12 protein-coding genes are annotated in these 14,618 nt (G+C 30.3%); 10 read left to right on the top strand and 2 right to left on the bottom strand.

Features of this window, described 5'->3' with window-relative positions; all coding sequences use genetic code 11:
* Window positions 1-762 carry a TylF/MycF/NovP-related O-methyltransferase gene (locus tag V7S74_RS05420; RefSeq protein ID WP_406777754.1) on the bottom strand — a complete coding sequence of 254 codons (762 nt, stop codon included), beginning with the start codon at window positions 760-762 and terminating at the stop codon, window positions 1-3.
* Between the two features lie 110 nt (window positions 763-872).
* The gene (locus tag V7S74_RS05415) at window positions 873-1,343 is read right to left on the bottom strand and encodes a hypothetical protein (protein ID WP_406777753.1); all 471 of its coding nucleotides are present in this window, start codon (window positions 1,341-1,343) and stop codon (window positions 873-875) included.
* A 333-nt stretch (window positions 1,344-1,676) separates the two neighbouring features.
* On the opposite strand from V7S74_RS05415, the gene V7S74_RS05410 reads away from it, so the two are divergent.
* From V7S74_RS05410 to V7S74_RS05365, 10 genes are all read left to right on the top strand, one after another.
* Window positions 1,677-2,693: a glycosyltransferase family 4 protein gene (locus V7S74_RS05410; protein ID WP_406777752.1), complete on the top strand. Its 1,017-nt coding sequence runs from the start codon at window positions 1,677-1,679 to the stop codon at window positions 2,691-2,693.
* A 153-nt stretch (window positions 2,694-2,846) separates the two neighbouring features.
* Window positions 2,847-4,103 (top strand): flippase, encoded by a 1,257-nt coding sequence (locus V7S74_RS05405; protein WP_406777751.1) that lies wholly within the window; start codon window positions 2,847-2,849, stop codon window positions 4,101-4,103.
* A gap of 31 nt (window positions 4,104-4,134) precedes the next feature.
* Entirely contained in the window at window positions 4,135-4,932 is a 798-nt protein-coding gene (locus tag V7S74_RS05400; protein ID WP_406777750.1) for a methyltransferase, read from the top strand.
* Complete coding sequence (locus V7S74_RS05395; protein WP_406777749.1) at window positions 4,929-5,738, top strand: glycosyltransferase family 8 protein; 810 nt, start codon at window positions 4,929-4,931, stop codon at window positions 5,736-5,738. The genes V7S74_RS05400 and V7S74_RS05395 overlap by 4 nt, the downstream gene beginning before the upstream one ends.
* A 77-nt stretch (window positions 5,739-5,815) precedes the next feature.
* Complete coding sequence (locus V7S74_RS05390) at window positions 5,816-6,730, top strand: nucleotide-diphospho-sugar transferase (protein WP_406777748.1); 915 nt, start codon at window positions 5,816-5,818, stop codon at window positions 6,728-6,730.
* Window positions 6,630-7,319 (top strand): xenobiotic acyltransferase family protein, encoded by a 690-nt coding sequence (locus V7S74_RS05385; RefSeq protein WP_406777747.1) that lies wholly within the window; start codon window positions 6,630-6,632, stop codon window positions 7,317-7,319. Before V7S74_RS05390 ends, V7S74_RS05385 begins: the two co-directional genes overlap by 101 nt.
* 1,055 nt (window positions 7,320-8,374) lie before the next feature.
* Window positions 8,375-9,121, top strand: a complete 747-nt coding sequence (locus tag V7S74_RS05380) for a glycosyltransferase family protein (protein ID WP_406777746.1) — start codon at window positions 8,375-8,377, stop codon at window positions 9,119-9,121.
* Window positions 9,102-9,899 (top strand): glycosyltransferase family 2 protein, encoded by a 798-nt coding sequence (locus V7S74_RS05375; RefSeq protein WP_406777745.1) that lies wholly within the window; start codon window positions 9,102-9,104, stop codon window positions 9,897-9,899. The genes V7S74_RS05380 and V7S74_RS05375 overlap by 20 nt, the downstream gene beginning before the upstream one ends.
* Before the next feature lie 967 nt (window positions 9,900-10,866).
* Complete coding sequence (locus tag V7S74_RS05370; protein WP_406777744.1) at window positions 10,867-13,539, top strand: SLBB domain-containing protein; 2,673 nt, start codon at window positions 10,867-10,869, stop codon at window positions 13,537-13,539.
* The gene (locus V7S74_RS05365) at window positions 13,539-14,618 is read left to right on the top strand and encodes a Wzz/FepE/Etk N-terminal domain-containing protein (RefSeq protein ID WP_406777743.1); all 1,080 of its coding nucleotides are present in this window, start codon (window positions 13,539-13,541) and stop codon (window positions 14,616-14,618) included. Before V7S74_RS05370 ends, V7S74_RS05365 begins: the two co-directional genes overlap by 1 nt.

The raw sequence follows: 14,618 nt of genomic DNA, 5'->3' as shown, positions 1-14,618 counted from the left end.
TTATTTTTTGATGGCTAAACGGCCGGTGTAGTCAATTCGTTGTAAGAAAATCGTCTGTTTTTGTTCCGCAAAATACTCGTCCACGGCTTTGCGGCAGCCTTCCCAATGGCCATAATCGTCGATGATTAAAACGCCATCTGAGCTTAATGAAGGATATAAATGGATTAATTCGTGTTTTGTGGACGTGTACCAGTCGGTGTCTAAACGCAATAGGGCGATGGGTCCTGCGGGCACGGTCACGGGGATCGTGTCTTCCACTTTTCCCTCCACGTAGTGGATGTTTTCAGACGGGAATTTACTGTTTGACATCGTTAATTTAACGTCGTCTAAGTTTGCCAAACACCAAACCGATGTCTCCTTCTTATCCTGGGTTTGCTCGAGCATTTGGTCGGCTTTTTGGCCTCTAAAATCCACATCCTCCGCCGTAGGTTCCGACATCCCCTCAAACGTATCATATAAATACAAGTGGCGATCGTTCACCCCGCGATGCTGCAAAACCTGCGCCACCATCAGCGATGAACCACCCCTCCAAACCCCGCATTCTACGAAATCTCCCGGAATATTTTCATCAATAACGTAATTCGTCGCCTGATAAAGTGCAAACATCCGCTCCACCGAGGTCATCGTGTAGGGCTGGCAAACCTGATAAAACTCCCAAAAGGTTTTGTCCTGAATATCCGCATACGGACCGGCCGCTTTGCGATCGAATTTAGTGACTTTGTAACCGAATTGTTCAATGAGGCTTAGGAGGAATTTGCGCATAGAGGATAATTTCCCCTAAAAATAGTAAAAATTTTGTGTTTTACTATTGGAGGGTGTTTACTGGTAGACACACACTCTATTAGAAACTGGTTACAGGAAATTTTTCAAATTTATTTCAATACTAGTTGCTTAATGGTATCAAATTCAGGTGTTTCTGATACGAAACTATAGTATTTTACTCGCTTGTCCGCTTCTGAAGGAATTCGTGTGATGGTTTCTCTAACTCCTGATATTAGGTAAAGCTTTAGATTCAACTCTTTCAATACAATGTGTCGTCGCTGTCTTTGATTCTCCTTTGAAAGTTTTGTTAAATGTAGAAGCTCATTTATTTTATTTACATCTATCCCTGAATTATTTGGGGATTCTAGTATTGCTTTCAGGATTTTAGCTTCATGTGGATCTAATACATACTGATCGGTATCAGTGATCTTTTTGTATTGGTTTTTGAAACTTTGATAGTCTACCTTGTAAGATTGTTCCTTTTTTTTAGGTTCTCTAGCTTTTACAAGAAAGTAAATTGCTATTAGACAGGATATTATGATGGTTAATAATAGCACAAATATGGTCTCTGAAAATTGCATACTAGTTTAATTTAAAGCAGTTATTGGACAATATTTGTCATTATGGTCTAATCAAATTTTACAATTAGAACTATTTCATGGTTACAATTATTCGATTTTTGCCTTATTCTCCATCATAAATATGTTATAACCTTTATAAAATTATTTAACGGTATGTTTTCACAAAATCGCTAAAACGAGCCCCTGGGGCAGATAATTTTGTTATAACTCAAATAACACAATTGCAAATGAAGAGAAAGCTTAATTGCATATAGTTTAGTCCTTGACTGGTGTAGCGAGTGTCGCTCTGTGAGTCAAGATGGCGAAGCCGTGCATTAACTTGACATTCTTACCGTGTTCTATCTAGTAGCGTTTGCAGTTTCTTTAATCGTTTCTTTGTTCTTAATCCCTATCTTAATTAAGGTGGCGAATAAGTATAAGGTGTATGATGAGCCAGGTGATCGCAAGATTCACCCAAAATCAATCTCGTACTTAGGGGGGGTCGGCATCTACTTTGCCGTGGTGCTGGGCTTGTTTGCGGCTAGGCTATTGGATTCTGAGATACACTTTGATCCATCCTTCTTCTTTATACTTTTCGGGATGACGATTATTTTTCTGAATGGTCTGGGGGATGACTTGTTCGGTTATTCAGCTAATCAGAAGTTCTTTGTACAGTTTGCGATCTGTTTTGCCTTCATAGATTCTAAAGGAGTGATACAACTCTACTTGCAGGAATTAATTGATTCCTATATTCTCAGCCGCATCATTTTGTCGTTTGCATTAGTTACCATCATTAATAGCATTAATCTATTAGATGGTATTGATGGCTTAGCGGCCTCCATAGGGATTTTCATTACGATTGTATTTGCAGTCCTGAATTTACTGCAGGGGAATGATTCTCTTGCCATTCTGGCCTTGTCTCTATTAGGCGCTTTAATGGGATTCTTATATTATAATTTTAATCCTGCCAAAATCTTTATGGGAGACTCCGGCGCATTACTCACCGGGTTTGTCATTGCGCTTCTTACGATTTCAACTCCATACAAAGGATTTGTTATCTCGATTAATCATTCTAAGATTCAGCTAATCAATATTATCCTTGCCGCAATCTCATTTCCTGTTTTAGATGTCATCCGCTTATTCTTTCTACGCTTGATTTCTGGGGCTTCTCCGTTTAGTGGGGATCGGAATCATTTGCACCATATATTAGTGGATTCAGGAATTTCAGTAAAAAAGGCAGTTCTGGCTATTTTATTGATTGTCACTTTACAAATTGCAATCGTGATTAGTCTTTCATTTGTTTATTGGATTTGGGTGCTCTTTGTTTTAATGATTAGTTACTTAATATTTTTCAAGTTTGTTAAATCTTAATTTTATTTTCGCAATTCATCGAATAATTGGTGTAGAGCCAATAATGGTTTTAAATACTTTACTTTTATCATAATCTATGAGTGTAGAAATACAAATTTTGTTCTGAATAATTAATCTTAATTCTAATATTAGAATTAATTGATTTGTAATCTATTGAGAGAAAAAATCATAAATAATATTTCATGGTTATTTTTAGATAAAGTATTTCGAGCAGGAGTAGGACTGTTTATAAATATATATTTGGTACGTTATCTTGGGCCTAAACAATTTGGATTATTAAGTTTTACAACTGCTTTATTTAGTTTGTTTGGGCCATTTGCTTCCTTTGGTCTAAAAAACATTGTTATTCGTAACCTTATTAATGAGCCAGAAAAGGTAAATGAAACCCTAGGAACCTCAACTCTAATGCTTTTTATTGGGGGAGTAGTTACATATCTTATATGTATTTTAACAATTTGTATATTACGTCCAAGCGATACATTATCTATAAGTTTAGTTATATTGTTAGGAACTATTTTACTTTTTAATGCTGGGGAAGTTTCTATATTTTGGTTTGAATCTCAGATACAATCTAAATACATAGTATGGGTGCAAAATATTATATTTTTCATTACTTCAATAATTAAGTTTTTTCTTATTGCTAATAGTGCTTCAATATTTGCTTTTGTTTGGATTACTGTTATTGAATCTGTTTTTGCAACACTTATTTTACTCTTTTTAATGGGTTATAATGGGGTGAATTTTCTAAAGTTTAAGGTTAGTTTAGTTCGAGCTAGGATATTATTTAAAGAAAGTTGGCCGCTTCTATTATCTTCAATTGCTAGTATATTAAATATGAAAATTGATCAGGTGATGCTTGGTCAGATGGTTGGAGATGAAGTTGTTGGTATTTTTTCGGCAGCAATTAAAATTAGTGAAATTTGGTATTTTACTATTGGAATCGTACTATCGTCTGTATATCCCTTACTATCAAAAATGCATGCATCTAATAACCCTAAAATTCATAACTATTGGGTGAATTTATATAGATGGATGTTTATTATCTCCTTAATAGGTGCTATTTTTTTAGTAATATTTTCAAAACTAGTTATTAATTTATTTTTTGGTCAGGGCTATTCTGAATCAGCAGCAATTTTGAAAATTCATGCATGGTCTGGGATAAACGTTGCAATAGGATCAGTATGGAGTTATTGGATTTTATTAGAAGGAAAACTAAAATTGGGCCTTTTTGCTCAAATTATTGGAGCGGTTCTAAACATTTCACTCAATTTTATTTTAATTCCATATTGGGGCGCATTTGGAGCGGCAATTGCTACATTAATAAGTTATTTCTTTTCATCATTAGTTTCTTTTACGTTTTACAAGCCCAAAATATTTTTTGGATATATTAAAGAGGCAATTTTATTTTAGCTTTCTAAATAATTAATAATCAATACACAAAATGTTATCTATATTAAAACTTATATATCGCCGGTTAAATTTAATTTTTCATTATGGAAGTAATAACAAAATTTATGGGCTTATAGATTTAGAAGAAAAAATTTTGTCGATCATTAATAAATTATACAAAAATGAAATATATGTTTTAAATGGACCTTTTAGTGGAATGAAGTATATATCTGAGAGTAATGGTAGTCAATTATTGCCAAAATTAATTGGGTGTTATGAAGAACCAATTCATAATTGGATACTTGAAATTATTAATAATCCTATTTATAAAACAATAATTGATGTAGGTTGCGCAGAGGGGTACTATGCAGTTGGATTTGCAAAATCGCCACATCATCCACAAATTATTGCATTTGACATCGACAATACGGCTTTAGAAAATGCAAAAAAACTAGCTGTCCTAAACAATGTTGTAGAATCTATAAAGTTTTTTAATCAGTTTGAATATAAGTTTTTAGAGAACTTATTAAAAAGTAAACCAAATCAAAAAGTCCTCGTTTTTATGGATATAGAAGGTGATGAAAGAATTTTACTTGACACAAAAAAGTTCCCTGTTATTAAAGAATGTGATTTTTTAGTTGAGTTGCATGATTGTTTTTATCCAGGCTTAACTGAGAAAATTATAAGTTTTTTTAATCAGACACATAAAATTCAAATTATTCTAGATTATCCTTGGCGCGAAAAAGAATACTGTTTTAATTATAATGACTTTTCTTCAGACGAAACACATTTTTTGTTCAACGAAAATCGCCCAACTGGTATGTCATGGATGTATGCTAAACGAAAATGAAAAACCTAAAATATAAAATACTTTTCACTGTAGACTCTGATTATCTTCCACACTTTGCTACCGCCTTATACTCTCTTTTTTTAAATAATATCTCATTGCATTTTGAAATTGTATTATTTACTGCTAAAATTTCAGAAAGTGATAAATTTAAAATCAATAAAATATGTTTGAAGTATGATGCGATATTAAATATCATAGTTTTAGATGAGAAACATTTCGAAGGTCTTATTATAAGTAAACATTTCAAAGTATCTAATTATTTTCGATTATATGCGGCAGATTTTATTGATGGGGATAAATGTTTGTATTTAGATTCTGATGTTATAATTAATGGATCTATTAAAAATCTTTATGAACAGGATATTCAAAATTTTTATTTGGCAGCTGTTGAAGATCCTGCATACAATAATCATAAAGAGTTGGGACTAAAGCCAAATGCAAAATATTTTAATTCAGGTGTGATGCTTTTAAATCTTAAAAAATTGAGAGATAATAGAATTAGAGATAAGGTTTTAAATTTTGTTAAGACAAAATCAAATGTGATAAAATATGTTGATCAATGTGGACTTAATGCTGTTATTAATGGGGACTGGTTGGAATTAAATGCTGAGTATAATTGCCAATCTTATATGTTATTGAAAAGTAACTTCAGTAATTATTTCAAATCTATTAGGCCTGTTATAATACATTACACTGGAAGTAGTAAGCCATGGCAATTTAGTAACATACACCCTTTTAAATATAAATATTGGTATTATCGAGTAAAAGTAATTATTTTTTATGTTGTGAATAGAGAGCTTATCTAATCAAAGTTTTTAGTTTGAATGAATATTTATGATTCTAATTATTTTAATATAATGAATAATTATCTTATTTAATTTTAATGAAATCTCCAGTTTTACTTATAACTTTTAATAGGACATATGAGACTCTAAAAGTTTTAGAAAGAATACAAAAATATGCTCCTAGTCGAGTTTATATATTTTCAGATGGATATCGAAATGATGTTGAAAAAAAGGTAGTTTTAGAATTAAGAAGTTTAATTATTTCTAAGGTCAATTGGGAGTGTGATTTATTTTTCAAATTTAGTGATGTTAATTTGGGATGTAAATATGGACCTGCTAGTGCAATTAATTGGTTTTTTGACCATGAGCTCGAAGGTATAATTTTAGAAGATGATTGTTTGCCATCATTAAGTTTTTTTTTGTTCTGTGAGACATTATTGTGTAAATATAGATTTGATAACAATATATATCACATTGATGGTACAAATTTTTGTCAGCCAGTTGATAATATGCTTTATCATTATTCTCGATATGCATTAATTTGGGGTTGGGCAACATGGAAAAGAGCTTGGATGGATTATGATATAGAAATGATTGATTTTCCAAATCAAAAAAAAATAAACTTTTTAAACAAAATATTTTTCACAAAACCTGAAATTAATTATTGGTATAATAAGTTAGATATTGCCTATGAAAATAAAATCGATGCTTGGGATTATCAATGGTTTTATACTATATGGAAAAACAATGGTTTAACTATTAGGCCTAATTATAATATGATAAAAAACATAGGATTTAATTCAAACGCAACACACACCAAAAAGTCCAATAGAATATTTGAATTAATGTTAGATAATGAAATTGATTTAACATTAAATGCTCCGACTTTAAAATATCCAAATATAAAAATTGATGAAGAGACTAGCAAAAATAGATTTAATTTGGGGAAATCCTATTTTCAATATTTTTCTGAAAAATTCATTTACTATTTTTATAAGAAATTTTGTAAATAGAATTTATATAGTTTGTCTAAATTACAATGCAAATGTGATTGTTGGTTTTAATTCATATATTTCCAATGTGGTTTTTTTAGGAGATAATATAATTCATGATAATTGCAGTGTAATTAATTGTAGTATTGGGAGAAAAACGTATATATCATCTAATTCAATGATTAAAAATTGTGAAGTTGGTAGTTTTTGTAGTATTGGGAAGTTTTCCATCATAGGGTTATCTAAACACCCGATCAGTCAATTTATTAGCACTCATCCATTTATATATTCATCGTACAATGAATTTTATAGTAAATCTAATTTTGTTACTAGTGACGCAACTTTAATTGGTAACGATGTATGGATTGGGGATCGCGTTACGATTATTGGAGGTATTGAAATTGGGAATGGTGCCATAGTTGCAGCAGGATCAATCGTCACAAAAAGTGTCTTGCCATATTCCATAGTTGGAGGAGTTCCAGCTAAGCATATTAGATTTCGATTTGATGAAAATAAAATTAGAAAATTTGAGGAAATGAATTGGTGGAATTGGAAAGACGTTGATATTCTTAATCAAATAGATAATTTTAAAATAGACGGTGCTAACTAAATTATTTTTTTATTTTTTAATATTTTGTCTGTTTTTTGTTGGCGATTATACTCTAGATATTTTCCCTTTATATTTTGTATTCTATTTTATAAATTTACTTACTAGGATTTATTTCAAGATTAGTTATAATTATAGAGAATTCATTCTTCAGTTCATTTTAATTCTGATTTATTTTATTAATATAATATATGAAATATGGAGTTTGAATTTTTACGCATTTTCGTTATTGATGTTAATTTTTAGTGTAAACTCTATTCCTACTTTTATATATTTTATAACAAATCAGTATAGCTTTAATTCGAAATTATCACTTTTTTTTCTGATCTCTATATTTCTTGTTAATATTTATTCCCTATCAAAATACAATTCTTCCCTGATAAGGAATTCCTACATTTTCGGGCCAAATGTTTTTTATAGAATAATTTCTTATTTTTTTTCCTTGTCGATTTTACCGTATTATTTTAAACTTAAAGTAATTAAGGTTCAATATGTTTATATTATTGTTTTTATTTTTCTAATAAATTTATTTTTTACTGGATCAAGGGCTGTAATTTTTATTATTTTATTTTATGGGTTGTTATTTACAAGTATTAAATTTTTTAAGTATCTCATCCGATTAGATATTTTATTTATTTTCTCCTTAATTATTTTCTTTATTTATAATATAATTAATAAGTTTTTTGCAAGAATTTTTTTTTATGCCAACACGAATAATAGTATAAATATTCGATTAAACTACTATAATAAAAATTTAGAATTTTATAAGAATTATAGTTTTTCTGACATCTTTGGTTTAACAAGCGTAAATAAATATTTAAATTTTTATCCACATAATATATTTGTCGAAAACATTATATATAATGGCATTTTCGCACTTTTTATAACGGTTGTTTCTTTTCTTATTTTCTTCTCTTTTATTTTTTATAAAAAATATAATTTTATCTATTTTATTTTCATTTCATTCTTCATAGGTTCTTTATTCTCCGGATCTATGTTTGATAACTTTTTATGCATTGTAGTCCCTTTATATTTTTATAAAAATAATTACGTTATAGATGAATTTAACAATCATTACAGTTAGTAAATATTTTGACAATAATCTTATTGAAACATTAAAATCCGTTCAAAATCAAAGTGTTGAACCTCATGAACATATAGTCATTGTTTCTAAAATACAAGGGACAAGTATTGAATTTTTATTAAGTAATTTTTCTAAAAACTATAGAATATTTATTTTCAATAAAGATAGTTCTATTTATAATGGGATGAATTTAGGTATTCAGAAAGCTTTTGGTAATTATTTGTATTTCTTGAATAGTGGGGATATTTTTTTAAATAATAATACTTTAAGTAATATTTATTCTTGTGAAAATTTATATCCTAATAAGATTTTAATTTTTCAAACACTTCAGGTGTATAATAATTTAAGTTTTTTAAGAAATCCCAAAAAAAGTTTAAATAGGTTATTTATTTCACCGGCTCATCAGGGTTTTATTGTTCCTTTTTATTCCGAAAGATATGATTTATTCTTATTTAATGAGCTTAATCATATTTCAGCTGATACTGAATGGATGAAGGGATTATTAACTCAATACCAGTATAAAATAATTGAATTGGTTATTTGTAAATTTTATTTAGGAGGAATTTCAAATTTCCCAACTCTTAAAACGATTAAATTAAAACGTAATTCTTTGAAATTTATATCTGAAATTTTAAAATATTTTTTTAGGTTAATATTTGGCACGAAATTTTATTATATCGTAATTTCTTATTTGAATGGATATGAAAGAGTTTACAGATAATTCTTCCTCGTTGGTTTCAATTATTATGCCCACATATAATAATGCCAACTATATAATTAATAGTATAAATTTTATAATCTTTCAATCATATACCAATTGGGAGTTAATAATTACTGACGATAATTCTGATGATCATACTACCGAAATAGTTTCATGTTTTATAAGATTAGATAATAGAATTAAATTATTTAAAAATGAGTATAATTTTGGTGCTGCTTATTCTAGAAATAATTCCCTTAAATATGCTCGTGGTAGATATATTGCATTTTGTGATAGTGATGACTATTGGAGATTTGATAAGTTAGAAAAACAAGTTCAATTTTTAAATAAGAATAATTTGGCTTTTACTTTTAGCTCCTATAATCAATTAGTTAATAATAATATTATTGGATGTGTTACCCCTCCTACTATTTTATATTATAGGGATTTGCTTAAATTTTGTCCAATTGGAACCTCCACAGTTATCTATGATACATTTTTTATCTCTAAATTAGAATTTCCAAATTTTAGATGCAGACAAGATTATGCACTATGGTTGATTATTTTTAAAAACTTAGGTCTAGCATATAGTATGAAGGAATCTTTTGTTGATTATAATTTAAGAAATGATTCATTATCAGCAAATAAATTTAAAGCTGCTATTAATCATTTTTACGTTTTAAGGAAAGTTACTAACCTTAATTTGCTAATCGTTTTTTATTATTTTATATTTTATTTATTTAGGGGGATATATATTCATTATATTTCACGTTATTTATTAAGTTTATTTAAATCTTGATTTTAATTTAATTACCACTAATAATGTAAATACATAGTTTTATTTATATATAATTAAGTTTTAGTGGTAATGGTATCTATCTAATATTTTGGATTCACTTTATCTATCATTATTTAATTTTACAACTGTGTTAATTGATTTACAATTTGGTACTTAATAAATCTTAGATTTGTATGTTATCTTCTTATTTGGATTTGTCCGATAATCAAATTTCCCTGTTCTTTTTATTAAATTATTAATAATGATTTTGTAATCATCTTTGTCATGAATAATTTGGATTTCCTATTATAGGTTTTGAAATTTATTCCAGACATTTTATGATTTTGAAAAATTTGATATCATTAATAATTGTATTTAGGATATTAATTTAAATAAGTAGTCTTTCATTTCTTCAAGTTTATTTTAGCTATTATGGTAAATATATTATATAGGATTGATTTTATAAATTGAATTCTCCTTATAGTTATGTGTATAATATTAGAATGTTAATGATTGCTTAATTGAAGACTCTTCGACTTAAATAGAATTTACTTTTTCCGTTGAGCTTTGCATACTAACTCTATGATAGGATCATGGTAATTTGTGAATATTTTTATTATTTTTTATCAAAAAAAAATCTAGTTTTTTTGGGGATTTAGAAGTTTGGTGAAGTTATTAAGTTTTAATTCATTCTTGGTGTAAAGCCAACAAACAATAAATACAAATCGATTAATAAATTCGTCTTTTCTGTGAAGTGGCGAATGGTGCTTATATTTTTTCGAGATAAACAAAGCTTAATTGCCATGTAACGAATTGGTGGAAGTATTTGATTGTTATATACCTCATTTGTCTTTTTGCAACTTAGCGCCAAAAAAAAAAATGATAAGATCGTAAAAACTCAATCACTAATGTTTTGACTGTCTGATAATGGACAGGGCACTTACATTAACACTTTATTCTATAAATTTTACATTTTATATTTTATATCATGAAACAACTGATTCGATACTTCTTTGCCTTTTTTTTCCTGTTTAGTATAACAGATTCTTTCGCCCAGAACGTAAGTTCTCAAGCTATGAATCAAGCGAAAACTTTGCTTTCTTCAAGAGGCTTGAATGAAGGAGAGGTTTTTGCAAAATTTAAATCTAGAGGTCTGGATGTAGAGAATATGAATGAAAGTGATTTCTTAAAGAATCAGGGAGTTTTAGAGCAGATTATAGCTGAAATTGAGGCGGAGAATAAAGTCAAGAAATATTCTCTGGAAAATGTTTCAAATAAACCAGCAGAATCGGTTCTAAAATCAATAATTGATTCATCTACCGACTCTGTTAAAATGGTTTCGACTCATTTAGCAGCGAAACAGGTGAATCCAGTTTCTCTTACAGCTCCATCAGATATTTATGGACACAAGATTTTCCGCGATAATTCATTAGAAATCTATCGAACCTCTAAAGATGCGAGCCCCCCAGATTCTTATATTTTAGCTGCTGGAGATAAAATCAACATTGTCATTTTTGGGAAGTCGCAAGCTGATTTACAATATGAGATTAATAGTGCTGGTTTTATTCAACCTACGAATATGCCTAAGATTTTCTTAAGTGGATTGACATTAAAGCAAGCTAAAAACCTAGTGGCACTGCGCTTCTCCACTTTTTATTTCTTTAATAAAGATCAGTTTGCCTTAACGCTTAATACGTCTCGCACGCTTAATGTAAATATTTTCGGTGAAGTGGAAAAGGCTGGTTCATTCACCACATCTGCGTTGAACACGGCATTAAATGTTTTGTCTGCGAGTGGAGGACCCACGAATTTCGGTACTGTTAGAAATATTCAAATCATTCGAGGGAGTGTAAAGAAATTACTAGATGTCTACGCTTTCATGAGGAATCCAATTCTTCAATTTGATTTCTATCTTCAGAATAATGACATTATCTATATCGCACCAGCCCAGAAAGTGGTAAGCCTAAATGGAGCAGTTAATCGACCTATGCGCTATGAGTTAAAAGGTAAGGAAGGTATTACGGAGTTACTAGATTTTGCAGGCGGAATTAAATCAGATGCTTTAACAGATTTTATTCAATTACAACGCTATGAGAACAATGTAGCCGTTATTAAGGATTACCCACTAAAGGATATTTTAAGTGGGAAATTAAAACTCGAATTGTTAAATGGGGATGTGATTACAATCAAATCGATTAACAGCGAATTGAAAACGATTGTAAAGGTATCTGGGGCGGTTGATTATCCAGGTAATTATGAATTAGGGAGTACTAAAACAGTTAAAGAACTCTTAGTAAAAGCAAAGTTAAAACCAGAGGCAAAAACGGATCAAGCGTTCATATTCAGAAAGCGCCTAGATCAAACAAGCGGAATCATTGCGATTAACATTACAGAGGTATTAAAAGGTAAGCTGAATTATGCTTTAGAAAAAGAAGACTCATTAGTGATTTTCGATCAAGCTAGGTATATAGATCAGTTTAGTATTGCCGTAGTAGGCGAGGTGCGTAATCCATTCGATCGAAATTTTAGATACGATGAATCACTGACAATCCAAGAAGCCATTGATTTAGCTGGTGGCTTAAAGAACACCGCTTTGGCATCAGGCTATATCTACCGCACCAATCCTTTTAACTTAAAGAGGACAGTTTATATCCCTGTGAATCTGATGGATAAATCGTCACCTAAATTAAATCCAGGCGACAAACTGGTCATTTTAAACAAGGATGTTTACGAAATTGATGCGACCATTAATCTAGTAGGAGAAGTGAAGTCCCCTGTTAGCATACGTTTCGATTCCACCATTTCAGTGAAAGATTTAATAAAACTAGCGGGAGGATTCACCATTGCAGCTGATTTAACTAATGTTAATATTTTTAGGTTAAAATTTTCAAAAGACAAGGCTCCTATTAAAGAATTGATCAAGTTTTCAATTGATCAAAACTTCAATATTTTAGGAGATGATACTATTTTAAAGTTACAGCCATATGATTTAGTCGTTGTACGTAAAATTCCAGAGTTCCAATTAAATGAACAAGTGGAAATTAAAGGAGAGGTTAACTTCCCTGGATTTTATATTTTAAAATCACGTCAGGAATACTTTACAGATGTCATCAGGGATGCAAGTGGATTTACTAACTATGCAGATTTATCTAACATAACAATCATTCGATATCAAAATAATGACGGGAGGCTTATTTTCGATGCTGAATCAGCCATGAGAAATAAGCACAATGGTAAATTTGATCCCATTATGCTACCAGGCGATTATATTCAGGTTCCATTTACAATTAACACCATCAAGATTGAATTAGCAGGAACTAGGTTCTTATTGCAAGGGAATCAAGCGGAGATAAACGTAAATTTTAGTGGAGCTAGAAAGGCAAATTGGTATATCAATAATTTTGCTGGTGGTTTTAGTGAAGAGGCAGATCGTTCAAGTGTTCGAGTGATTAGGGGAAATGGAGCAATTGTCTCTACTAAGAAATGGCTCGGATTAATTAATGTTTATCCTAGGGTTAATTCTGGCGATAAAATTTTATTATCATATAAAGTCGAAAAGACTAAAAATCAAAATGAAAAGCCGTTTGATTGGGAAAAATTCATGAATAAAATTCTAGCGGTAGCTACATCTGTTGCATTAATCACACTCTATACTAAATAATGGATCAAAGAAAGCAAATCCAAGAAATAGACCTGCTCGCTATCCTAAGTAAGCTATTAAAAGCTAGAGGCTTTGTCGTTAAAATAACTGCTGCATTTATGATTGCTGGTGTGGTTATTTCCTTTTTAATGCCTGCTAAATACTCTGCTGGCAGCACCTTTGTTCCTATGCTTTCTTCTGATTCTAAATCAAGTGGATTATCAGGTTTAGCTTCTTTAGCGGGGATTGACATAGGAGGAGCCATGGCAGGGAATGATATAGCACCGAATCTTTACCCAGAAATCATTGCTAGTATTCCATTTAAGAGAGAATTATCACTGGTTAGGGTTCCTTATGATGGGAAGTCAGTTACGTTCAAGGAATATACTTTATATAAGAAAATAGGATTGATTGCGGGCTTAAAAAAGTATACGATAGGTTTGCCGGGTCTTATCATGCGGACTGTTTTTCCTGCTGCCTCTTTAACAGTCTCAGATGCAAACTTGAAAAATTCATTACTCTTTGTAAATCAAGAGGAAAATCGTTTCTATAATTCAATGGATGAGTTAATCTCCATTAATGTAGACTTAAAGGAAGGATTTATCGAGCTAAATGTAGAATTAGATGATCCTTTAATCGCAGCCATCATTGCTCAAAATGCGCAAGAAATTTTACAAAAAAAAGTGATTGAATTTAAAGTGAAGCATGCGAAAGAAGTACTTCAGTATAACAAAGAACAGTACAAAATAAAGAAGGGCTTATTATACGCAGCTCAGGATCGTTTAAATGGATTTAAAGACAATACCATCTTTATTAACCCCACGGCTTTTCAAACGCAGTCAATGCGTTTAGAATCTGAATACACGACGGCTAACATGGTATTTCTAGAAGTAGCTAAGCAACTAGAGCAAGCGAAGCTTCAAGTGAGCAAGGACACGCCCATCTTCTCGGTACTAAAGCCTGTGGTAGTTCCTAATGAAAAATCAGGGCCTAAAAGATTAATGATTATTGTTATTTGGAGTTTTATCGGATTCATGATGGCCTCTGGCAAGGTCTTATTGGGTGATAGTATCCGTGACATCATCGAAAAATTGAAATAA

The organism is Aquirufa novilacunae, from assembly GCF_045310505.1.
GTDB lineage: Bacteria > Bacteroidota > Bacteroidia > Cytophagales > Spirosomataceae > Aquirufa > Aquirufa novilacunae.
This window is presented reverse-complemented; position numbering and strand designations above follow the sequence as displayed.